The following is a 23919-nucleotide window of genomic DNA, read 5'->3' as shown; positions in this document are numbered from 1 at the left end:
ATGTTGTCATCGGAAAAAGGCAGCTTATACGGGCGTTTGTAAGAGGGGCGCACCGGGAAAATGATGATCAGTTATTTACAGGGGAGGGGTACGGATCATGACGCAATCACCGATTTTTCTAACGCCTGTGTTTAAAGAAAAAATCTGGGGCGGAACCGCTTTACGAGATAGATTTGGATACAGTATTCCTTCAGAATCAACGGGGGAATGCTGGGCCATTTCCGCTCATCCAAAAGGACCGAGCACTGTTGCTAATGGCCCGTATAAAGGAAAGACATTGATCGAGCTTTGGGAAGAGCACCGTGAAGTATTCGGCGGCGTAGAGGGGGATCGGTTTCCGCTTCTGACAAAGCTGCTGGATGTGAAGGAAGATACGTCAATTAAAGTTCACCCTGATGATTACTATGCCGGAGAAAACGAAGAGGGAGAACTCGGCAAGACGGAATGCTGGTACATTATCGACTGTAAGGAAAACGCAGAAATCATTTACGGGCATACGGCCCGCTCAAAAACCGAACTTGTCACAATGATCAACAGCGGTGACTGGGAGGGCCTGCTGCGAAGAATCAAAATTAAACCGGGTGATTTCTATTATGTGCCGAGCGGAACGCTGCACGCATTGTGCAAGGGGGCCCTTGTTTTAGAGACTCAGCAAAATTCAGATGCCACATACCGGGTGTACGATTATGACCGTCTTGATAGCAACGGAAGTCCGAGAGAGCTTCATTTTGCCAAAGCGGTCAATGCCGCCACGGTTCCCCATGTGGACGGGTATATAGATGAATCGACCGAATCAAGAAAAGGCATAACCATTAAAACGTTTGTTCAAGGGGAATATTTTTCGGTGTATAAATGGGACATCAATGGCGAAGCTGAAATGACTCAGGATGAATCCTTTCTGATTTGCAGCGTGATAGAAGGAAGCGGTTTGCTCAAGTATGAGGACAAAACATGTCCGCTCAAAAAAGGTGATCACTTTATTTTGCCGGCTCAAATGCCCGATTTTACGATAAAAGGAACTTGTACCCTTATCGTGTCTCATATTTAAACTTAATCTCACTTCGAGGTTAAGTTTTTTTATTAGAAAATGGAAGTGATTCACCTATAAATGAAGCATGCGCGTGCCGATAAATAAACTAGTTTTATATACTCATAGAATAAGAAAGAGGAGAAGGAATGAAAAAGAGACTAATCGCACCTATGCTTCTATCCGCCGCGTCCCTTGCCTTTTTTGCCATGTCTGGTTCTGCCCAGGCAGCCGCGTATACCGACTACTCACTATATCAAGTAGAGCCGTCGAATACATTCAGTACAGAAAGCCAAGCCTCACAAGCTGTCGCCAAACTGGAAAAAGATACTGGCTGGGATGCATCCTATCAGGCTTCAGGCACAACAACGACCTACCAAATTTCCGCCTCAGGCATTCATAGCGAATCAGAAGCGAAAGCAATACTGAGCGGACTCGCCAAACAGACATCGATTACAGGAACGTCAAGTCCTGTTGGAAGCAAACAGCCATATGTCACCATCTCGTCAGGTGCCATCTCCGGAGAAAAACAGGCCAACACTATCCTAGCAAAGCTGAAACAGGAGACGGGAGTGGCTGGCGCTGTAAAAGCTTACGGAGCAGCTCAGCCCTATATGAACGTCATGACATCAGACATTGCTGATGAGACAAAAGTCAAGGCGCTTATCCAGAACCTGGCCAAGCAAACGGGGATTAAAAGCTCGTATCAGCCCATCACACACACGGTGTCTGTCACAACCATTCAGTCTGGCACAATCGTGGGAGACAGCAGAGCTGCGCAGATCAAAAATGCCTTCCAAAAGGAATCCGGGCTGCATGCATCATTAAAGGAAACGGTGAAAGGACAAGCCTATTATACGTTCACAACTGCCGCCATTTCAGGTGAAGCGAATGCCAAGACTCTATTGCAGCAGCTGAAACAGAGCACTGGCATCACAGGCAGCTACAAGTCCATCAATCAAAAAACAACCGTTGAGTCATACAATGTCCAATCAGCTTATTTCAAAGGGCTGAATACAGTAAAGGACGCCATCAGCCAGATCAAGAAAAACACCGGTGTATCCGGCAGTTATCAACAGGTTGGAAAAAGCACATCATATACCGTGAATATGAAGGGTATAACAAAACAGCAGCTCCAAAAAATAGACACTTTCTTTAAAAAGAAAAAATGGCATTACACGTCATCCAGCGTCAAAAAAACGACAACGTCTGCAGCTTATCAAATCACGACGGCAAAGATTTTAGGCGAGCAGCAAGCAAACAAAGCAGCAGCCTTCTTTGCTCAGAAAAAAGTAAAAGCTGCAAAAACAGCAGCTGGATCAACAGCAGAAAATCAATATCAGCTCATCTCAGAAGAAACATCAGATCAAGCAAAAGTCACAAAGGGCTTGAACATATTAAAGAAAAATCAGCTGAGTGCTTCTGCGAAATCCGTCAAAAAACAAATAGCTGACACGTTTAAAATCACAACCGAATCTCTGCTTGATCAAATGAAAGTCAATCAGGCACTCACGTTTTTCAAATCGAATCATATATCAGCAGCAAGCCAGAAAACCGGTCAGACAGCTGCGAGCAGCTATCAAATCACAACTGAAGCTATCATCAGCCAAGAAGAGATTGACCGCGTTTTAACATTTTTCAAACAAAATCATATCGCAGTCACAACATCAAAAACAGGCCAGACTGCATATACACAATACAAAATCGTGACAACACAGCTTAGCAGCAAAACAGCATTGAACAATGGGTTAACCTATCTTAAATCGAAAAGTGTAACCCCCAGCTACACAACGAAAAGCAATACGCTTTATAAAATCAGCGTAAATGAGCAGTTCACAGGCAATGATACAGCTGCTGCGGCATCAACGAAGCTAAAACAATTATACGGATGGACATCATCTATCGTGAAGATCAAAAACGGTCCGCAAATCATGAAAACAAATTACAATCTCTCACTTCGTGATATGGTCCAAAAACAAATGACAGTAAGTCCGCAAACAGACGGAGCGGCTTACGTATCGCTCACGTACATTAATACAGCAACATCAACCGTTACGGCTGATGTACTAAATATCCGGTCAACGCCGGAAGTCAGCCCGACAAACGTGATCGGCCAGTTTAAAAAAGGCGATAAAGTGAAAGTCATCGGACAGATAAACGGCTGGGCTAAGATCAATTTGGGCTGGCGAAACGCAAGCAGTGATGAAGTAGTTCAATACGTGGATCCGAATAACTTTTCCAGAGACAGCAAATACTACTTCCAATTTCTCAAGCTGTCACAGACAGCGGGTCTCAGCGTTACTGAGGTCAATCAGAAAGTGCTTGCGGGTAAAGGCATCCTGACAGGGAGAGCAAAGGCATTTATCGATGCCGCCAATCAATATAGCATCAACGAACTGTATTTAATCTCACACGCTCTTCTGGAAACAGGAAACGGGACATCCGCTTTAGCCAATGGATTAACCTATAACGGAAAAACCGTATACAACATGTATGGAATTGGAGCATACGACAGCAATCCGAATTACTACGGAGCCAAATATGCGTACGAGCAGGGCTGGTTCACACCAGAAGCGGCCATTATCGGCGGAGCTAAATTCATAGGCTCATCGTATATCCACAACACAGCTTACAATCAGGACACACTGTACAAAATGAGATGGTCAGCTACAGCGACACATCAATACGCAACAGACATCGGCTGGGCGTACAAACAAGTAAACCGCATGTACAGCCTGTATTCATTGCTGGACGGCTATACACTTTACTTTGATGTTCCGGAATATCGATAAAAAAACACCTTTTGCGGCTGCAAAAGGTGTTTTTGATTTATCTTTTAAGAACTTTATCCTCTGATGGCTCTTCTTCCTGAGGGAAAACAATTTGATCGACGACTCGCTCACTTGCTTTTCCATCAAGATCATCGAAGAAATAATGAACAAATGAATCAATTTGCTCAAAGTTATACTTCTCTTCTTTAATGATCGAAATCATTTGCTCAGACGTTTTCGCAAGAGGACCAGGAATAAAGTCAAAGTAATCGTAATAGAAATCACGTTTGCGAATATAATCATCTACATCATAGCTGAAGAAGATCATTGGTTTATTTAATAAAGCATACTCAAAGCAAACAGAAGAGTAATCCGTTATCAGAATATCTGTTACGAGCAATAGCTCATTAATTTCTCTGAACGAAGAGAAATCATAAAAGAAATCGCTGTACTGATAAGGTATATTGGCATCGTTTCGTACGAATGGATGAATTTTGAATAAGAAGATATATTCATCCTTTAACTCTCGATACAGACGGTCAAAATCAAGCACTTCAAAAGGATAATGAGCTGATTGCTGACCGTTTCCGCGGAAGGTTGGAGCAAAAAGAATGACCTTTTTGTCCTTTAGAAACGGATATTCCGTGTAAAGGCGTTCTTTTACAAATGCCTTCTTCGCTTCATCAAAGAAAAAGTCTGTTCGCGGTACGCCCGTAGCAATGACGTTCTCAATGTCTACCCCAAAGCCCTCTGCGTAGTGCTTCCGTATATTTTCAGAGCTGACAATAACCTTCGTGTAGTTTCTATGGTTTTTCGAATGCGGTGACGGTCCTCCTGGCAGACCGATTCGGCTGTAGCCGAATGTCTTAAAGGCGCCGACAGCATGCCACAGCTGGACAAGGTCCGCATTTTTACGGATTTTTAACGGATAAATAATCGGATAAAAATCATCTATAAAAATGATTTTGCTTGTCGCAAAATGATAAGCCATCGACATCAGTTCAGACAGGCTTTTTCTATCTCGAATGCTGCTCTTTAAGAAAAATTTGAAATCAAAATTTTCTTCACGTTTCAGCAGCTCTTCATAAACAAATTCGAAGTTTCCTGTCATATCAAGTCGGCTGTCAGAAGCAAAGACAATTTTATTAGACTTAATTGGAAGCAGGCGGAATACATCATAAGCAAAATGGAATAAGCTTGTATTCAGCTTGCGCAAAAAGCGGTTTGCCTCTTTTCCAGTATCCAGCTCCAAAAGGCTCGGATCAATTTCCTGCAGTTTGTTGCAAGACAAATTAATCGTCTTTTCGCCCTCATCATAATTAACGATCAAATTGAACTTCATCAGCTTTTTAGCAGAATGAAATTCCATTTTTGTGGCATACACATCATTAGAGAGGAAATTACTTACATTTCCGACTGTATGCACTTCCTGATGTTTTACATTTTGGTCATCTACAGCTTCAATCTCGAGAAACAGCTTATATTCGCCCTGCGGAAGAGGCTTGTCATTCATCAGCTTAGAAAAGTTAATCTGCTGTGAAAATCCTGCCCACTTATAGGCTCCAGGCACATTTGAAGTGTCAATTGACAGCTTATCTACCGGAACATCCCGCAGTGAAACAGCTGTAAATAAAACACCGTTGTTCACCAATAATAAACGTTTTCGAACCTGATCCTCTTTTTGAAGCGGCAGGCCCTTGATATACATATAACCCGCAATTTTTAGAATTGACCCATTCCAAGAAAACTCAGAAATCTTTCTGACAGGGACTTGCTGGTTTTCTTCAATTCGCTTCGTTTTATCAAATAGAGAAAAAACCCTGTTATCAGCTGGATGGACAATGACAGCTGCATTTTCTTTTTGCGTTTTCTTTTTTGATCTGAAAAGTATGTTCTTAATCTTTCTTGCCAGCTTCACTTTGTACCTCACTTTCTCCTAATCGGCACCAGATGTTAAAAATGATGAAATAAAATCGGCCACCCGCTCTGAAGATTTGCCGTCCTGATGGGTGATAAATGCCTGTGAAAAATCTTCAATACGTTTCGTATCAGCCTCGTGATCACTCTCGATATCGTGTACAAGCGATGGAACGTCTTTCGAAATCGGCCCGGGTACAAACGATTCAAACGGGTAGTAGAAATCACGTTCTTCCAAGTAGTCTTCTAAATCCGGGCAGTAAAAATACATCGGACGTTTCAGCAGGCTGTACTCGAAAATAACTGAAGAATAATCGGTTATCAGCCCATCAGAGATTGCCATCAAATCGTACAAAGAGTACGAATCAGTTAAATCCAGCACAAAATCATCCTCTTCCGTGTGCGCATGTTTGCGCATATACGGATGAAGATGGAGGATCACGACATAATCTTTATGGTTTAGCGCCGATTTTAATTGTAGCAGATCAAGCGGTATAGCGTCACCCTCTTGATGATGTCCGCTGCCTCGAAAAGTAGGAGCATACAAAAGCTTTTTTTTATGCTTCAGTTCAGGATAAACCCGATGAAACTCATCCAGTACAGTGCGAATATGTTCCTTATGATAAAAATAATCCGTTCTTGGAATGCCGAGCGGCAAAATCTGCTTTTGCTCCATTTGAAAGGCTTCGGCGAAATGCGGAACGGCAGCGGGTGCACTGACAATGGCATAATCATAGTTTGAATGCACGGGAACAATCTTCAAATAATCAGAAGAAGGGCCGAACGGCTTGTTCACAATGCTATAGCCAAATTTTTTAAACGCGCCGCAAGCATGCCAAAGCTGGATGGCAACAGTTTCCTTTCGTTTTGGCACAACATACAAAGGAAAATAATAATCATCCAACAAAAGCACGCGGCATGTTGCAAGGTGATATAACGAGCTGAAAAGATGAAGCAAATATGCAGCTCGTCCGATCAGCCCCTTATCCATCTTGCGGAACAGCAGGGTGATGCGAAGAGACGGGTCTTGCTTCAGCTTTTCATAGACACCTTTAAAATTATCACTTAAATGATCCTCACGATAGGAAGCTATGACAATTTTGTTGTGCTGTACTGGTAATAAAGCGCTCAATAGTTTATAAGCAGTGCCGAATACTCCTTTTACAATTCGCGTAAGGAATGTTTTCACTGTTTAAATTTCCCATTCAATAACAGTTTTTCCCCAAGATGAAGTCAAATCTGCTTCAAACGCGTTTGTAATTTCCTCAATACTGCGTACCGGGAAGCGTCCGCCAACTAATGTTTCTAAATAATCAACGACTTCAGGGTATTGAGCTAAAAAGTCTACAGTACGGGCAAAATCCTCGCGTCCGCTCCGGCTACTGCCGATCAGCGTAATCCCTTTTTCAAGCACCATTCTTGTTTCAATTTCAACAGGGTATTCAGACACGCCTAGGAGCGCTACACACGCTTCAGGATGGACATGGGCAATGATTTGCTCAATTGCGCTTTCACTGCCGCGTCCGCCCACGCATTCAAAGGCATGATCGATTCTGACATCTTCAGGAATGTCGTTAATTTGATAAGCTGCATCAACAAAAGAAAAATGATCAAGCTTGTAAGGTGTTTTTCCGAAAATAAACACCTTGCTGTCTGGATATTTTTTCTTCAGTAGAAGCGTCATGATAAATCCGAGATTTCCGTCCCCCCAGACACCGAATGTGTCACGCTTCTTATGCGCCATACGCTCAAAGCGGGAAAGCGCGTGAACTGCAATTGTAATAAGCTCAGTGAAGGCTGCGACATGCGGATTAATGCTGTCTGGAAGCTCAACAAGCCGATCAGGCGCCATGAACATATAATCCTGCATAAATCCATCATAACCGCTTGAACGGAATCTGCTGGACCGCAGGTAATTCTCCGCGATGACTTCATGCTCTTCAACCGGTGTATTTGGCACCATAACCACCCGGGTTCCGACTTTAAATGTGCCTGTCGGATCAAACATGACTTTTCCGATTCCTTCATGGATCAGAGCCATTGGCAGTTTTTTGTCCATCGCTTCTTTGCCGCGTGAGCCAGTATAATAACGCTGGTCTGCAGCACAGATGGATAAATGGGTAGGACGGACGACGACCTTATCTGAATGGACAACTTTATCTTTATATGTCACTTCAAATTGTCGGGCAGAAACTAAACGATATGTTTGATTAATCATTGTGAAATTCGCTCCTGTAAAATGGCATTAGCCACTTTTAAGTCATATGGTGTCGTTACTTTAATGTTAAAGACTTCACCGCGGACCAGCTTCACTTTTTCACCTGCTAACGAGCAGATCTTGCAAGCGTCAGTAAGGACAGCTTTTTGCTCATCGGACAGTTTATTATAAAGCTCGACCAATTTGCTGATCCGGAAGCTTTGCGGTGTTTGCCCCTGATACATGTTATCGCGGACAGGGATATCAGAAATAAATTCCTGGTCTTCTGAAGCAATAATTGTATCAATGGCTGAGATAACAGTATCAACTGCGCCGTATTGAAGAACAGCATCAATGTTTTCATCGATAATGCGATGAGTGAGAAACGGACGCACAGAATCGTGAGTGATGATCACGTCATCATCCTGAATACCGAATTCTTTTTCAATATAGCGGATGCCGCTCATAATAGATTCATTACGGTCGCTGCCGCCTTCAACGACAATCAGGCGATCATCCTGCCCGATAAATTTCTTTAAAATGTCTTTTGTATGGTTAATCCACTCTTTAGGGGAGACGATTAAAATCTTATCGAAACGGTCATTTAATAAAAACTTTTCAACCGTATGAATGATAATTGGGCGTTTATTTAACGGCAAAAACTGTTTTGGCATATTGACGTTCCCCATGCGGGAACCTTTTCCACCGGCTAGAATCTCAGCATAAATCATAAAATGACTCCTTCCTTACTACAACTCATAATGTTTTATAAAAGGTTTTCATATTATTTGCAATACCGATCTCTATTATATATAAAGATCAGCTTGATTTCTCATTTACATAGCTTAAAAGCAGCTTGCTGGCATTCCCTCTCGAGTACAGATTCCATTCACGTGAAAAGCGCTCCACTTCAGCTTGAAGCCTGTTCATATCTTTCAGCTGGTCCAAGAGCATTCCTGAATCACGGCAAGGAACTCCGGGGATTACCTCTGTATAATGACGGATTAAACCGCGGGTTCTGTTGTAAGCCTCCATATCATACGTATAAAACAAAATGGGTTTGTCCAGCAAAGCAAATTCAAAAGGGACAGAAGAATAATCTGATATTAACAGATCACTCATTTTTAAAAGGTCTGCAAGAGGGAGGTCTGATACGTCTTTTATCCACGCACTATCCCCATGCAATTGAGCATATTGCTTCATAACAGGATGAAGTTTTACTGCAAGTAAATATTCTCCTTTTAAATCATGCTGCAGCTGTTTTTCTGAAAATGGCAGCGAAAAGCTTTCAAACTGATGATCCCTAAAGGTTGGCGCATACAGGATGATTTTTTTCTCTGCCGGCAGGTGATATTTGCTTTTAAGGTCACTGCTGTTTTCCTTCACCTCATAGTAAGCATCGGTTAAAGGCACGCCAAACCGAAGAAATTTATCACCTTTTATATCGAAGAATTCCTTGAATATGTCAGCCATATGTTCAGAACCGACGACAATCCGGTCAAATGAAGCATACACTTTGCGAAAGCGTCTCACGTCAGCCCGCGAACGATTCTGTGTGTTGATATCCTTTAACCCAAATCGTTTAAACGCTCCATTCGCATGCCAAACTTGGATACACTCGATATCAGGTCTGCAGGTCAAAACGGTTGTCAAAACAAAATAGTTATCAACAATCACAGCTTTACTGCTCAGCATAGAAAAGACCGCTTTATATATATGAAGCGGGTGTTTTTCGTTAATAATTGAAACAGTAAGCTCAGGAAATTCTGTTTCCAGCGATTTGGCATGCTGGGTCAGAAGTACATGAATGGGAAATGAGTAGTGTCCCATCTGATATTCCTTTAATATTGCCCGGGCATTATCAGGAAAGGAAACAAGAAGGGTCACTTGACTTCCCGGTTTGACCCAAAACAGCAATGTGCCGATGACTTTGATGAACAAATAGTAAAAAAACGCAAACCAGGATTTCAATCTGTCATCAGCTCAAATCGGCTGCCGCGGATTGTCGGCAGGCACAGCGAAAGATTCATGCATTTCATTACATACCATAGCTCCTTTAAGGCCCATTACAGATGGCGTGATTGATCTTTGACTTGTCCCGTATATTGCGGCTTTGCTGAAGTTCGTTCATGTTTCAGCACGGCTGTAACATACTTAGGAATGCTAAGCATTCTTCTCCAGCGCGCAGGGTTTGTGATCAGCCTGTACATCCATTCAAGGTGAAAACGGATAAAAAATGAGGGCGCTCTTTTGACATTGCCGCTGAACACATCAAAGCTTCCGCCCAGCCCTACAGAAACAGCCTGAGGGAATAGATGTCGGTATTTATGGATAAAGAACTCCTGATTAGGATAACCTAAAGCAACAAATACCATGTCAGGATTTGAGGCTGCGATCTTGTCTGCTACCTCACGTTGATTCTTCACATAACCGTCAGAATATCCGGCAATTTCAATCCCAGGATAATCACGTTCGACTCGCTCGATTGTCTGAGCAATCACATGCTTAGCTGCACCGTAAAAGAAAACCCGTTTTTTCTTTTGATCAGCCTTCTCAAGCAAAGACGTAAACAAATCATAACCGGCGATTCTGGATTGAAGCGGCTTACCAATTAGCTTGGAAACCAACACAACACCAATGCCATCCGGCAAAATAAAATCAGCAGATGAAAGAACCGCTTCATAACGCGGATTTTGCATCGCTTCAAATCCGATTTCAGGATTCGCTGTTACGATGAACGCACCTTTATTCTGGTCCAAAAATGACGTTTCTAAATGTGATACAAATGAAGTCAGTTCACCGTCTACAAAATCTAATTGATTAATGGGTTTCGTTTGCATCGTATCAACCCTCCTTTTCATCTATATGTCTATAAAAAACACGTGTCATTCGTATAGTTTGATTAAAGACTCTTTGTCTGAAAACATTTTACTCTATCTTACCACAAAAATCTTTAGGAACTTTTAACATTCACATTACAATTCCTTCACGTTTTGACGATGAATTAATATGAGGAGGGCGTACAAAATAAATGACGCAGCAGAAAGAAAATCGTTTCACTTAAAAACGCGACAAAAGATTCGATTTTTTCGAAAAAGAAAACTTGTTATAATGGGTATGGATAAGACATTGGACCTGTAAAAATTATACATCAACACAACGATGATACCAAAAAATGCTGGTGATTGACATTTTTAAAGAGCCTTAACTTTTATAGGAACTTATGCTATTATTGTTCAATATTAATGGTACGTAAAAAATGTGTCGAAATTATAAACAATCTGTTAAGGTTTGTGGTTTTTTTCTGGTACTCTCAGTTGAAAACGGTTGGAAGGTGATGTTATCTGATGAAGAAAGTGATAACGTACGGAACATTTGATTTATTTCACTATGGACACATGAAGCTGCTGCAAAGAGCAAAAAATCTGGGTGATTACTTAATCGTGGGATTATCTACAGATGAATTTAATCTTCAAAAACAAAAAAAATCGCATCATTCCTATGAACATCGAAAATTCATTTTAGAAACAATTGATTTTGTGGATGAAGTGATTCCCGAAAAAAACTGGGAACAAAAAATCTCAGATATTCAAAAGTACGATATAGATACATTTGTGATCGGCGATGATTGGAAAGGGAAATTTGACTTCTTAAAGGAATATTGTGAGGTCATTTACCTTCCGAGAACAGAAGGCATTTCAACTACCCAAATCAAAAAAGACATGGCTAGTTTATAGAAGCACTAACTTAAAGAGGCTTGAAGTAATTCAGTTGCTTCTTTTTTTCTTGTTTGCGCAAATATAAATTTTTCACTCTTTAAGGAGTTCATTATGAAATCTTTTATTTTACAAAAATGCAGAAGTTTATTAGTCAGGGCCTATTCAGTTCTTTTTAAGATTTTTGCTCTTCTGCCAAGAAACAATAAATTAATTTTATTTGAAAGCTACTCAGGAAAACAGTTTAGCTGCAATCCCCGAGCAATCTATGAATATTTACAGGAAAATAAAGATCAATATGATTATAAAATGATATGGAGCATTGATAAACGATATTTGTCGGCATTAGACGGCGTAGATGCAGCATATATAAAAAGGTTTTCTTTTAAGTGGATTTGGTACATGGCTACAGCGAAATATTGGATTACAAACAGCCGGCTCCCTTTATGGATTCCAAAACCAAAAAACACATTGTATGTACAGACGTGGCACGGCACTCCGCTAAAAAAACTTGCTAATGATATGGATGAAGTGCATATGCCCGGAACCACAACTGAAAAATATAAACAGAATTTTCTGCAGGAAGCAAGCAAATGGGATTATTTGATTTCTCCTAATGCTTATTCGACTGAAATTTTTAAACGGGCATTTCAATTTAAAAAACAAATTTTAGAAACAGGTTATCCGCGAAATGACATTCTATATTCACCAAATAAAGAATCATTAATAAATAGGGTAAAACAAGAGTTAGAAATTAGCGAAGATAAAAAAATAATTTTATATGCACCAACTTGGAGAGACAATGAGTTTAAGAAAGTTGGTCAGTATAAATTTAAACTTCAATTTGATTTAGAGGAAATGAAGAGGAAGCTTGGGGACTCTGTGGTTATTCTTTTAAGAATGCATTATCTAGTTTCAGAACAATTTAATTTAGGGAAATATAAAGATTTTGTGAAAGATGTTTCCTTATATAAAGATATTCGAGATTTATATTTAATTAGTGATTTATTGATTACGGATTATTCTTCTGTCTTTTTTGATTATATGAATTTAAAAAAACCCATCGTATTTTTTGTGTATGATCTCCCGGCTTATCGAGACTCTATCAGAGGTTTTTACTTTAATTTTCAGCAAAAAACGCCAGGAAACTTGGTTCAAACAAGTGAAGAACTTATAGATACGGTAATAGAGTTGTTACATAATCCTTATATAGATCATAACTATGAGGATTTTTATAATGAATTTTGTAATTTAGAAGATGGCAAGGCTTCTAAAAGAGTAATTGAAACGATCCTTTAACTTCTAAATAAAGAGGTACAAACATGTTTTCTATAATTATGCCAATATATAATTCTGAGAATTATTTAAGGTACTCAATAGAGAGTGTCATTAACCAGTCAATAGGATTTAAGGAAAATATAGAACTGATATTAATAGATGATGGCAGTGTTGATAGCAGTCCTCAAATTTGTGAGTCCTTTAAAAATCTATATCCTAATAATATTAAAATCATGAAAATTGAAAACTCTGGACCCTCTGCTGCAAGAAATTGTGGATTATCAAATGTAAGCGAAAAATCTAAATTTATTGGTTTTCTTGATTCTGACGATGCATTGTCTCATAATGCACTGCAAAGTGTTTATGATTTTTTTTGTGATTCCGAAGATGTAAATATCGCGGTATTACCTGTTTATTACACAGGTGAAAAAGAAGGCGAACATAAATTAAATAATAGATTTGAAAAAGGAACAAGAGTTATAAATATTCTCAACGATTATAAAGCTATTCACTTTTATATTGGCGGCACTTTTTACAGAAGACATACACTAAATCGTACCGTCCAGTTTGATGAATCTATAAAGTTTTGGGAAGACGCTATCTTTTTTAATCAGTTATTACTGAAAGAAAAAAGATACGGAGCAGTTGCAGAAGGAAAGTATTTTTATAGAAAACGGAAAGAACAGAACTCGTTAGTTGATCGTTCGTGGTTTAACAAAAAAAGGTACACATATTTGTTGAATGAATGTTACATGACTTTGTTGATGGATTCAATAAAAAAATATGATATAGTTTTGCCTTATCTGCAATTTTTAATTGTATATCATATGAAACTGTTTTTATATCCGAACTATAGAGATGTTTATAAGTCTGTTTTAGATCAACAAGAACAAAAAGTTTTTGTTGATAATTTTATAAAAGTTTTAAAATTTATTGATCCGCAATTTATAAAAGAACAAGATATGCCGATGTACTATAAAGAATTTATGTTTCACTTATTAAAAGAAAATACAGAAGCTCTTGAAAATATAAAAAAAGAAAGAGTACTGCTTAGTTCATGTACTGTTACTTCGACAAAAATAAAAGGGTTTAGACTTGAATTAACAGGGCACTTTATTAACCAGTATTATGAGATGAAAGAAAATGACAGATTATATATAAAATATTTTAATAGGTTAAAAGAGTGTAAACGAAAAGAACTGAAAAAAACAATTGAAGTATGGGGATATAAATTAAGAGATTTTAGACATGCTGGTTTTGTTGTAGAAATACCGATTTGGGCCCTTGCATTTGACTTTGTCCTAAAAACACCAAATGATGCTTTAGAACTTAACCATGTAAACGTATTTAAAAGTTTTCTTACAAAGACTTTAAAAAACAGGTAAGGAATCCTTTTCATACATTTTACTAAATTAATTATGTGTTTTCAAAAATTTAGCACTCTAATTGTTTTTACTTTTATTTACCCGGATTCTTATTCATATAAACATTTTGTTAGGAGTAATCTTTTATGAACGAAAAGAGTTTTAACTATGATTTCAGTGTTATAATGCCGATTTATAATGTCGAGTTATATCTAACTGATGCAATAGAAAGCGTTATTAACCAGACTTTAGGATTCGAGAATATTCAGTTAATACTTGTGAATGATGAAAGCCCTGATAAAAGTGAAATGATTTGTAAAGAATATGCTCAAAAATATCCAAAAAATATTGTATATGTAAAGAAACAGAATGGCGGAGTGAGCAGTGCCCGAAATTATGGTTTAAAGTATGCTGAAGGCAGATATATTCAATTTTTGGATCCGGATGATTTAGTTTCAGAAGAAACATTCGAAAATGTTTTAAACTTCTTTAACCAACATAAAAATGAAATTGATATTGTAGCAATCCCAATATTTTTTGAGGAAGGAAGAACTGGAGAACATAATCTAAATAATAAGTTTTCTTCAACGAGAATATTGGATGTGGAAAAAGAACCACATCATATATTAACTCATTGCTGTTCTACATTTATAAAAAATGATGCCTTGAAAAATATCAGGTTTGATGAAAATTGTAAAATAGGTGAAGATGCTAAGCTAGTTAATTTAATTATATCGCAAAAGAAAAAGTATGGTCTTGTTAAGGAGGCAAAATATCATTATAGAGTTAGAGAAGATGGATCGTCTGCCATGCAGACTGCTAAAGCAAATAAGAATTGGTTTAACCATTCACTTATCACTTTCTCCAAGAATTTAATCGATATCACCAAAAATAATGAACAAAAAATACCTTTGTTTCTTCAATACATGGTTATGCATGATTTGAAGTGGAAATTATTGATTAAGGATATTAGTGAAACACCTTTAGACGAAAATGAATACCGCGAATTTTTAACATTGATACGAGAAGTATTATCGTATATTGACGACGATGTCATTATTAATACAAAAAGTGTCAGCCATTTCTATCTATATCATGCTTTAAAAATAAAACACGGTGAAAATTATAGTAAGTATGTATATGAAAAAGAAACTGAACAAGATTATTATTTATTCAGAGAAGATAAAATTGTTTCGAAGTTATCGAATCAAACTCTAACTATTGAGATTTTAGAAGAAAATGAGGATTCTATTCATATTGAAGGGTTTTGGAGCTCTCTTTTTAATTCTAAAGGCTTTAATTTTTATGCTAAAATTGGAGAAATTAAAATAAAAGCTAAGAAAATAAAAAGAAGTCATAATGATTATATAAGTTTAGGAGAGGTAATAAAAAAATATCCTGGTTTTTCTATAGATATTCCCAAAAGCTATCTTGCTGGCAATCACCATATTGAATTTTTTATAGCAAAAGGTAAAAAAAGAAAAATGGCAAAGCTTCGGTTCTTTAAGTATTCAGGTTTGTCAAATGACCTATTTAATGCTTATGCAGCTAAAAAGGATTATATCTTTTATTATAATTATAAAAAATTAATGTTCGAAAAAAACAATGTTAAAAATAGATTTATAAAAGAGTTTCGTTTCTTGAAATCCCTTCATAAATCAGGGGGGAAATCAAAAAAAAGAAAATCAGCGATTAAGAAGGCACTTGTGGCAAGAATAGCACACCATGTTTTCACTATTTTTAATAGAAAACCAGTATGGTTATTCATAGACAGACAAGACAAAGCTGATGATAATGCCGAGCACCTCTTTAAATATGCAATCAACCAGAATGATGGGGCAAAAAAATACTTTATAATAAAAAAAGATAGCAAGGATTACGACAGGATTAAAAAATATGGAAAGGTTATACCATACAGATCTTTTAGACATAAAATTTTAACCTTATCCTCTTCCAAAGTAATATCGACACATGCAGATATATGGGTTGTAAATCCATTTTTTAATATGGAGGTTTATTTTAGAGATTTATTTAATTTTGAGTTTGTCTTTTTGCAGCATGGAATAACAATGGCAGATCATTCTGAATGGTTAAATAAATACAGTAAGAATATCAAATTATTAGTCACTTCTGCCAAACCTGAATATCGGTCTATTTTGAAAGGGAATTACAACTATAAAAAAGAGAATATTTTGTTGGGTGGATTTCCGAGATACGATAATCTTAAGAAGAGTGAAGGAGAAAAGCAGCTTCTAATAATGCCGACTTGGAGAAAAGATATTGTATTACCGAAAGATCAGGCAAAAGGAGTAAGACCGTACAACCCGAAATTTAAAGATAGTGAATACTTTTCTAGGTATAATGCTTTGATTAATGATGAACGGCTAATCGAATTTGCTAAGAAAAATAATTATAAAATAACTTTTTTTCCGCACCCAGATATTCAGCAACAGATTGTAGACTTTGAAAAGCATGAGTATGTGGAGTTTGCCGACTATAACAGCAGCTATCAAATGCTATTTAATTCTTCTAATATAATGATTACTGATTTTTCATCTGTAGCGTTTGATTTTGCATATGAGAAAAAACCTGTTATCTATTATCAATACGAAAAATCATACCATTTTAAACTTGATTATTATGATTATAAAAAAATGGGGTTTGGTGATGTAATAGAAGATCATAATAGCTTAGTTGATAAAGTTATCTATTATATGAAAAACAATAGTCGTATGGAAGATAAGTATAGAAAAAGAGTAGATAACTTTTTTGCATATACTGATAAAAATAATAGGAATCGTATTTATAAAGCTATTTTGGAATTAGATAATAATAAAGTTGCTAAATGAGGTTGGTTTGTTTTATATTGACACTTCAAAATGTTAGGAGAAGTTCTGAGGGACTTCTCTTTACTTTTTAAAAGTGAAAAAAACCTCAACATCTGTTACAATATTCACCGGTGCTTTCAAATTTCTTTAACCGAAAGATCCAAAAAATCATTTAAGTCTAAGGAAGATAAACAATGAATGCATTAGTAAGAATCGTAAAAGAGCAAGTGACATCGTTTCCTTTAATTTTGCGCTTAGCTTCGTATGAGACAAAGTCTCAGTATCAGATGAATTATCTTGGCGTATTATGGCAGTTTCTCAATCCTCTCATTCAAATGCTGGCGTATTGGTTTGTATTTGGTATGGGGATTCGTAACAGCAAGCCAGTCATAACAGGTATTGGAGAAGTTCCTTTTATTGTTTGGATGTTGGCTGGTTTGATCCCGTGGTTTTTTATTAGCCCGACGATTTTGGATGGATCAAACAGTGTATTTAAACGGATCAATATGGTTGCGAAAATGAATTTTCCGATTAGTTCACTGCCTTCTGTAGTGATTGCTTCAAATTTATTTAGTTATTTTGTAATGATGGGTGTTTATGTCATTGTCCTTTTAGCAAGCGGTGTTTACCCTAGCTTGCATTGGATACAATATATTTACTATTTAATCTGCATGATTGTGTTTATGTTTTCATTTAGCTTGTTTAACTCTACAATCAGTGTGCTTGTCAGAGATTATCAATTTCTGCTGCAGGCCGTAACCAGATTATTGTTCTTTTTACTTCCGATTTTTTGGAATATCTCAGAGCAGCTCGGGAAAAATCACCCGAATCTTCTGCCTGTGCTTAAGCTGAATCCGATTTTTTATCTGATAGAAGGATTTAGGAACAGCTTCTTAGACGGAAAATGGTTTTTCCAAGACATGAAGTACACGCTGTATTTCTGGCTGTTCACATTCCTTTTATTGTTAGTGGGTTCTATTCTGCATATGAAATTCAGAGACAAGTTTGTTGACTTTCTTTAATACGTAAGGAGATTGTACGATGAAACTAAAAGTTTCGTTTCGAAATGTTTCAAAGCAATATCATTTGTATAAAAAACAATCGGACAAGATAAAAGGATTGTTTTTTCCGGCTAAGGATAATGGTTTTTTTGCTGTGCGGAATGTCTCCTTTGACGTGTATGAGGGAGAGACAATCGGCTTTGTAGGGATAAATGGATCAGGGAAATCAACCATGTCTAACCTGCTGGCTAAAATTATTCCACCGACCAGCGGTGAAATTGAAATGAACGGCCAGCCGTCGCTGATTGCGATTGCTGCCGGTTTAAATAACCAATTAACGGGCCGGGACAATGTCCGGCTCAAGTGTTTGATGATGGGGTTAACCAATAAAGAAATTGATGATATGTATGACAGCATCGTTGAATTTGCTGAGATTGGCGATTTTATTAATCAGCCGGTTAAAAACTATTCCAGCGGGATGAAATCGCGTCTCGGTTTTGCGATTTCCGTGCATATTGACCCTGACATTTTAATTATTGACGAAGCGCTTTCTGTAGGGGACCAAACGTTTTATCAGAAGTGTGTAGACAGAATAAATGATTTTAAAAAGCAAGGGAAAACGATTTTCTTTGTCAGCCACTCGATCGGCCAGATTGAAAAGATGTGTGACCGCGTCGCTTGGATGCACTATGGTGAGCTTCGTATGTTTGATGAAACAAAAACGGTTGTCAAAGAGTATAAAGCGTTTATTGACTGGTTTAATAAGCTGTCTAAAAAAGAAAAAGAGACATATAAAAAAGAGCAGACGGAAGAGAGGAAGAAAGAAGATCCTGAAGCGTTTGCCCGTTTCCGCCAAAAGAAGAAAAAGCCGAAATCATTGGCTAATGCGGTTCAAATTGCTATTTTGTCTATCCTGACTGTATTCATGGCAGGAACGATGTTCTTTAATGCTCCGCTTCGTACAATTGCTTCGTTTGGTGCTATCCCGCAAAATGAAGTGAAGAATCATCATGGCAATGCAAAGGGCAAGTCAGATGAACGCTTAACCGCAGTCAATAAGCAAGGGTTTATAGCAAATGAAAAAGCGGCTGCTTATAAAGATCAGGGTTTGAAACAGAAGGCTGACGTTACACTGCCATTCGGTACAGAGGTGTCGGTAGCTGCAAAAGGCAAACAGGCAGCGAAAATAAAGTTTAACGGACAGTCTTATTTTGTGAAAAAGAGCGCTGTTGCAGCTAACATGAAACATGCTGAATTGCATGCCGCTGCATTTACGTCTTATGTCTCGCAAAACGCAGCTTCTTCCTATGAATACTTTCTGAAATTCCTGGGAGACAGCAGAACCAGCATTCAATCCAAATTGAATGGATATACTGAAGGGGATACGGCTGACGGCAGAAAAACGTTAGATTTTGATTATGAAAAAATCAGCTATGTGCTGGAGAATGATAAAGCAACAGAGCTTATTTTTCATAACATTTCTCCTATCAACCCGGCGTCACTATCCTTAAGTGATAGCGATGTATTGTATGACAGCAGCAAGGATCGTTTTCTTGTGAATACAGCTGATCTTGTCTTCACAGTTGATAATGAAGAGCATACACTGACTTTGATGTTGAAATAAAAAAAGGCTATTGGATGAATGTCCAATAGCCTTTTTGTTTAGATTTCTTCTTTGTTTAGTAAACCTTCCATAAATGGAACGAGCTGATCGCGAAGCTCTTTATCCTGCATCGCAAATTCTAGAGTTGTTGTGATAAAGCCGAGCTTTTCACCAACATCATAACGCTTGCCTTCAAAATCGTAAGCAAACACTCTTTGAATTTCATTCAGCTTTTGAATGGCGTCTGTGAGCTGAATTTCTCCGCCGGCGCCAACCTGCTGCTCTTCTAAATACATGAAGATCTCAGGAGTGAATACGTAACGGCCTAAGATGGCAAGATTAGAAGGTGCTGTGCCTTTAGGCGGTTTTTCAACGAAGTTTTTCACCTGATAACGGCGGCCTTCACTTGTCAGCGGGTCAATAATGCCGTAGCGGTGTGTTTCTTCTTCAGGCACCTGCTGAACACCGATAATAGAAGAAAGTGTTTTTTCATATTCATCCATTAATTGGCGCAACCCTGGTGTGTCAGCCTGAACAATATCGTCTCCAAGCAGTACCGCAAACGGCTCATCGCCGATAAAGTTGCGCGCGCACCAGACAGCATGTCCGAGACCTTTAGGTTCTTTTTGGCGGATATAGTGAATGTCAGCCAGGTTAGAAGCCTTTTTCACTTTTTCAAGCAGCTCAGTTTTTCCTTTTTCTTCTAGGTTTCTTTCAAGCTCAGGAGAGTAATCAAAATGATCCTCAATCGCACGCTTGCTTTTTCCTGTTACGATAATAATATCTTCAATACCGGCTTCAACAGCTTCTTCAATTATGTATTGAATGGTAGGTTTATCAACGATAGGAAGCATTTCTTTCGGCATTGCTTTCGTAGCCGGCAAGAATCTCGTTCCGAGACCTGCGGCAGGGATTATGGCTTTACGTACTTTTTTCAATTTCAAAGCACCTTCCTTAAGAACAGATTTAGGGTCACTCTTTTGAATGCAGAGTATTTAAAATGTTTGAGTTTCTTTTCTCATCAATACCCTATTTTCATTCTGTTAAACACATTTAATCATATAAGAAAAACCAATATTAAACAAGAGTCAATTCAGTGACTTTGGGGTTGAAGAAATACAAAAAAATATCATTAATTGATAGATAAAACAGTTTCACCTGATCCGGTATTTCAAGAAATATAACAGCTTCTTCATCTCTAGAGCCTGCTCAGCAAAAGTGATATAATGTAGTTCTGAAAATGTGACTGTACGAATTTATTCGAAAGGTAATAAATAGATGATGACGATTAAGGTTTCTACTCCAAAATTAGCATTTGTTTGTCAAGAGCTGAATGCTGCAAAAAAGTTTAGTATCAATACGATCGATTGGAATTATCCAATGGAAATTGTCACTTTACATCATGAGCCCAATGGGCCTTCTTCTTTTAAAGATACTGCTGTTATTAATATGTACAGCTACTTTAAAGGTTCTGAACCTCAGAAAGATAAAATCAAGCATCCGATTGAACAAGAAGGTTTAACATATATTCAAGAACCAAATAAGCCAATTTATCGTTATTACAATAATGGACGTTATATCAAATATCAAAGGTTTACAGCATCAGGAGAACTTGCTGTTATTGATTACTTTAATGAAAGCAGGCAAAGATTTAAAAGGGAAGAATATGATTTGTCTGGATATGTACACAGCTTAATGTACATGGATCTGGACACTAACAAACCGAAGCAGCATCTTTATTTAAGGGCAGATGGCACTTGTTATATGACAAAATGGTATAAGAATGATGGAACAACTGAAAAAATTGTCATTTTTGACGAAAAAGAGAATATAGTCAGTGTATTGTATTCAGAAAATGAACTTGCCCGTTATTTTCTGAGCCGCTTGATAAAGGAAGCGGATTATTTATTTATGACTTCTGAAGTTGAGTTATATACTACATTAAAATCTCTTTCAGTTGAATATTCTTCCATGTATCTAGGTTTTATAGAGACGAATGAGATGTTGGAAAACCCTGAAAAGGAAATAGGCCACCTTGATGCTTTTGTGGTTCCTTCCTTGAAGAGATATCATGACATAATTAAAAATACGGGGCCTCGCACAAATATTTATTACGTTTCTGAAGAGCCGTTTACCCGCAAGCGTTTTGTGGACAAACTAATAGATCAGGTGCCATTTAATAATCAATTGAAGGATATGAATGTTGAGCTGTTAATGGCAGAATGGCAATCAAAATCCGATTTATATCTGTCAGCCAAGGTTGAATTTAAAGGCTGCATTCCTCCCCATTCTGTTGGCCGTCATAAAATGTATTGGAAATTAAAAAATAAAAAGAGCGGCACTGAAAGCACGTTTAACGCAAAAGTAAACAGCGAGGAAGAACTAATATTTACCGTAAGCGGTACACTTCGTGTTCACTCTGTATTAGATCAGTTGTCCACCATTGAATTGTATCTCTGTTCCGAGTGGGATAATAGCTTCTTTGCATCAGGTGTGCGAATAACCGATTCAAAGGAAATTCCATTATCAGAACAAAGTATTTCAGGCTGGCAAGTTACTTTAGAAAAAGAAAATAATTATTTGCGTGTTCAGACTGCCGAGGGATTTCGGAGAAAATTAATGAAACGGCTGTTTGTAAAAAAATAGCAGACAAGGTTTTACCAGAAGAAGGAGCTTGAAGATGAGAAGGATCTTTTCACTTATATATGAAATAGACATTGAAAAAGGCGGCATTACAAGCTCTATGATGTCAAGATCTTTTACATTTGCGGAGCGCGGCCATAAAATCGATTTGGTTACACTTGATTATAAGGACAATTATGATCAAATTGAGCAAGTGCTGAAGAGCGCTGGAAGGCTGCATGCTGATGTAAATATCCTCAATATTTATGATGACTATAAAAATCAGCATAAGCATATAAAAATTGGGGAAGTGCAACAAAGTTACTATGATCAAAATCGTAATCGCTTTGAAGAACCATATGCTGCGTATCATAATGAGGAAAAATTAGAAACGGAATACTTCAAGAATGGCTTATATATTAAAAAGAAAAAATGGGATGAGTCGGATAATCTTTTATATGTAGATCATTTCAATGAAAATATGCAAATGACAAAGCGAGAATTCTTTCATGGCGGTTATGTAAATAAAACTGTGATATTCGATACAAGAAGCGGAAAAATCAATCAAATTCACTACACAGCACCCGACGGTTTCTGTTATTTAACAGAATGGTACCATTTTAAAACAGGAGCCAGTCAAGGAGTTATGCTGTTTGGCCGTGATGAAAAGGAAGCTGTATTTTTCAAAAACAAGCACCAGTTTCATACACATTGGCTTGAAACGTTATGTGAGAAAGAAAAGGACCCTATTTTCATCTGTGATGGAGTCGGAAGTGCTTCAAAAGTAAATGAAATGCGTGCAGGATTGGCAAAACGATTTTACTGTGTTCACTCAAATCATTTAGATTATCCTTATACGTTAGGCAGCAAAGTTCGAACCAATCATCAATATGCGATGGAGCATATTAAGGATTATGACGGGCTGATCGTATTAACGAATGAACAAAAAGAAGATATCATGAAGGATTTTGAGTCGAACAATAATATTTTTGTTATTCCTCATGCACCAAGAAGGCTTGAAAAATTACAAACGTATGAAAAGAAGAAAAACGAATTTGTCATGGTGGCCAGATATCATGAGGAAAAAGGGATCGATAAGGTCATAAAAGCAATGGGAATCGTAAAAAAATCCCGGCCGGATATTGTCCTGAATATATATGGCAGCGGTCCCGGCCATGAGGAATACCAGCAATTGATCGATGATCTTAAGTTAGATAATGTACATTTAAAAGGATATGTCGCAAATCCCGCTCCATTTTATCAGCAGGCGCTTGCCACATTATTAACATCAAAATTTGAGGGGTTTAGTCTCGCGATTTGTGAATCGTTTTCGTGCGCAACCCCTGTTATCAGTTTTGATGTGAAATACAGCCCGAGGGAGCTCATAAAAGAACACGAAACGGGAATGCTTGTAGAACCTGATAATATTGACATGCTTGCTGAAAGTATCATTTATTTGTACGACAACCCTGAGAGAGCCATTCAATATGGAAAAAACGCAAAGAACTTAATGGATACTGAATATAGTGAAGCCCGATTATTTGAAAGATGGGTAGAAGTATTTGAAATAACGAAATAGTACGTTTTTGCACCAT

Annotated in this window: 17 protein-coding genes; 10 read left to right on the top strand and 7 right to left on the bottom strand. The window is 37.7% G+C overall.

What is annotated here, in order from left to right:
• Window positions 1-97 precede the first annotated feature (97 nt).
• Complete coding sequence (manA, locus tag MKX71_RS18410; protein WP_032722626.1) at window positions 98-1048, top strand: mannose-6-phosphate isomerase, class I; 951 nt, start codon at window positions 98-100, stop codon at window positions 1046-1048.
• Window positions 1049-1176: 128 nt separating this feature from the next.
• Window positions 1177-3819 (top strand): beta-N-acetylglucosaminidase LytD, encoded by a 2643-nt coding sequence (gene lytD / locus MKX71_RS18405; protein ID WP_339231468.1) that lies wholly within the window; start codon window positions 1177-1179, stop codon window positions 3817-3819.
• Window positions 3820-3856: 37 nt separating this feature from the next.
• Here lytD and MKX71_RS18400 read toward each other — a convergent pair whose 3' ends face one another.
• The 6 genes from MKX71_RS18400 to MKX71_RS18375 all read right to left on the bottom strand — a co-directional run bounded on the left by MKX71_RS18400 (window position 3857) and on the right by MKX71_RS18375 (window position 10752).
• The gene (locus MKX71_RS18400; RefSeq protein WP_339232055.1) at window positions 3857-5716 is read right to left on the bottom strand and encodes a CDP-glycerol glycerophosphotransferase family protein; all 1860 of its coding nucleotides are present in this window, start codon (window positions 5714-5716) and stop codon (window positions 3857-3859) included.
• A gap of 18 nt (window positions 5717-5734) precedes the next feature.
• Entirely contained in the window at window positions 5735-6904 is a 1170-nt protein-coding gene (locus tag MKX71_RS18395) for a CDP-glycerol glycerophosphotransferase family protein (protein WP_024571914.1), read from the bottom strand.
• Between the two features lie 3 nt (window positions 6905-6907).
• Entirely contained in the window at window positions 6908-7933 is a 1026-nt protein-coding gene (locus MKX71_RS18390) for a ribitol-5-phosphate dehydrogenase (protein ID WP_003235523.1), read from the bottom strand.
• The gene (locus tag MKX71_RS18385) at window positions 7930-8643 is read right to left on the bottom strand and encodes a 2-C-methyl-D-erythritol 4-phosphate cytidylyltransferase (protein WP_003235520.1); all 714 of its coding nucleotides are present in this window, start codon (window positions 8641-8643) and stop codon (window positions 7930-7932) included. The genes MKX71_RS18390 and MKX71_RS18385 overlap by 4 nt, the downstream gene beginning before the upstream one ends.
• An 88-nt stretch (window positions 8644-8731) precedes the next feature.
• Window positions 8732-9883 (bottom strand): CDP-glycerol glycerophosphotransferase family protein, encoded by a 1152-nt coding sequence (locus MKX71_RS18380; protein WP_339231467.1) that lies wholly within the window; start codon window positions 9881-9883, stop codon window positions 8732-8734.
• 95 nt (window positions 9884-9978) lie between these two features.
• Window positions 9979-10752: a WecB/TagA/CpsF family glycosyltransferase gene (locus MKX71_RS18375; RefSeq protein WP_015251089.1), complete on the bottom strand. Its 774-nt coding sequence runs from the start codon at window positions 10750-10752 to the stop codon at window positions 9979-9981.
• 507 nt (window positions 10753-11259) lie between these two features.
• On the opposite strand from MKX71_RS18375, the gene tagD reads away from it, so the two are divergent.
• The 6 genes from tagD (at window position 11260) to tagH (ending at window position 19723) form a co-directional block, all read left to right on the top strand.
• Entirely contained in the window at window positions 11260-11649 is a 390-nt protein-coding gene (tagD, locus tag MKX71_RS18370; protein ID WP_029318766.1) for a glycerol-3-phosphate cytidylyltransferase, read from the top strand.
• 93 nt (window positions 11650-11742) lie between these two features.
• The gene (locus MKX71_RS18365) at window positions 11743-12927 is read left to right on the top strand and encodes a CDP-glycerol glycerophosphotransferase family protein (protein ID WP_015251091.1); all 1185 of its coding nucleotides are present in this window, start codon (window positions 11743-11745) and stop codon (window positions 12925-12927) included.
• A 23-nt stretch (window positions 12928-12950) separates the two neighbouring features.
• Complete coding sequence (locus tag MKX71_RS18360; RefSeq protein WP_192858051.1) at window positions 12951-14291, top strand: glycosyltransferase family 2 protein; 1341 nt, start codon at window positions 12951-12953, stop codon at window positions 14289-14291.
• A gap of 125 nt (window positions 14292-14416) precedes the next feature.
• On the top strand, window positions 14417-17119 hold the full coding sequence (ggaB, locus tag MKX71_RS18355; RefSeq protein WP_339231466.1) for a poly(glucosyl N-acetylgalactosamine 1-phosphate) glucosyltransferase: 2703 nt from the start codon (window positions 14417-14419) through the stop codon (window positions 17117-17119).
• Between the two features lie 173 nt (window positions 17120-17292).
• Complete coding sequence (tagG, locus tag MKX71_RS18350) at window positions 17293-18120, top strand: teichoic acids export ABC transporter permease subunit TagG (protein ID WP_014665585.1); 828 nt, start codon at window positions 17293-17295, stop codon at window positions 18118-18120.
• A gap of 19 nt (window positions 18121-18139) precedes the next feature.
• Window positions 18140-19723: a teichoic acids export ABC transporter ATP-binding subunit TagH gene (gene tagH, locus MKX71_RS18345; protein ID WP_029726003.1), complete on the top strand. Its 1584-nt coding sequence runs from the start codon at window positions 18140-18142 to the stop codon at window positions 19721-19723.
• A 38-nt stretch (window positions 19724-19761) separates the two neighbouring features.
• On the opposite strand, the gene galU is transcribed toward tagH, so the two are convergent.
• A complete protein-coding gene (gene galU, locus MKX71_RS18340) occupies window positions 19762-20640 on the bottom strand; it encodes a UTP--glucose-1-phosphate uridylyltransferase GalU (protein ID WP_017695322.1) in 879 nt (292 codons plus the stop codon).
• A gap of 340 nt (window positions 20641-20980) precedes the next feature.
• Between galU and MKX71_RS18335 the strand changes: the two genes are divergently transcribed.
• Together MKX71_RS18335 and MKX71_RS18330 are read left to right on the top strand one after the other, a co-directional pair.
• Complete coding sequence (locus MKX71_RS18335) at window positions 20981-22348, top strand: alpha-glucosyltransferase N-terminal domain-containing protein (RefSeq protein WP_029726002.1); 1368 nt, start codon at window positions 20981-20983, stop codon at window positions 22346-22348.
• A gap of 34 nt (window positions 22349-22382) precedes the next feature.
• Window positions 22383-23903, top strand: coding sequence for a glycosyltransferase (locus MKX71_RS18330; RefSeq protein ID WP_339231465.1), 1521 nt, complete (start codon window positions 22383-22385; stop codon window positions 23901-23903).
• Window positions 23904-23919 lie beyond the last annotated feature (16 nt).

The organism is Bacillus sp. FSL M8-0071 (genome assembly GCF_037975455.1).
In the GTDB taxonomy this organism is placed as follows: Bacteria; Bacillota; Bacilli; order Bacillales; family Bacillaceae; genus Bacillus; species Bacillus subtilis.
This window is presented reverse-complemented; position numbering and strand designations above follow the sequence as displayed.

What these genes read in the sequence shown, in the direction of transcription:
- manA (WP_032722626.1), top strand. Translation starts at nt 98, where the DNA reads ATGACGCAATCACCGATTTTTCTAACGCCTGTGTTTAAAGAAAAAATC.
- lytD (WP_339231468.1), top strand. Translation starts at nt 1,177, where the DNA reads ATGAAAAAGAGACTAATCGCACCTATGCTTCTATCCGCCGCGTCCCTT.
- MKX71_RS18390 (WP_003235523.1), bottom strand. Translation starts at nt 7,933, where the DNA reads ATGATTAATCAAACATATCGTTTAGTTTCTGCCCGACAATTTGAAGTG.
- MKX71_RS18385 (WP_003235520.1), bottom strand. Translation starts at nt 8,643, where the DNA reads ATGATTTATGCTGAGATTCTAGCCGGTGGAAAAGGTTCCCGCATGGGG.
- MKX71_RS18375 (WP_015251089.1), bottom strand. Translation starts at nt 10,752, where the DNA reads ATGCAAACGAAACCCATTAATCAATTAGATTTTGTAGACGGTGAACTG.
- tagD (WP_029318766.1), top strand. Translation starts at nt 11,260, where the DNA reads ATGAAGAAAGTGATAACGTACGGAACATTTGATTTATTTCACTATGGA.
- MKX71_RS18365 (WP_015251091.1), top strand. Translation starts at nt 11,743, where the DNA reads ATGAAATCTTTTATTTTACAAAAATGCAGAAGTTTATTAGTCAGGGCC.
- MKX71_RS18360 (WP_192858051.1), top strand. Translation starts at nt 12,951, where the DNA reads ATGTTTTCTATAATTATGCCAATATATAATTCTGAGAATTATTTAAGG.
- ggaB (WP_339231466.1), top strand. Translation starts at nt 14,417, where the DNA reads ATGAACGAAAAGAGTTTTAACTATGATTTCAGTGTTATAATGCCGATT.
- tagG (WP_014665585.1), top strand. Translation starts at nt 17,293, where the DNA reads ATGAATGCATTAGTAAGAATCGTAAAAGAGCAAGTGACATCGTTTCCT.
- tagH (WP_029726003.1), top strand. Translation starts at nt 18,140, where the DNA reads ATGAAACTAAAAGTTTCGTTTCGAAATGTTTCAAAGCAATATCATTTG.
- MKX71_RS18335 (WP_029726002.1), top strand. Translation starts at nt 20,981, where the DNA reads ATGATGACGATTAAGGTTTCTACTCCAAAATTAGCATTTGTTTGTCAA.
- MKX71_RS18330 (WP_339231465.1), top strand. Translation starts at nt 22,383, where the DNA reads ATGAGAAGGATCTTTTCACTTATATATGAAATAGACATTGAAAAAGGC.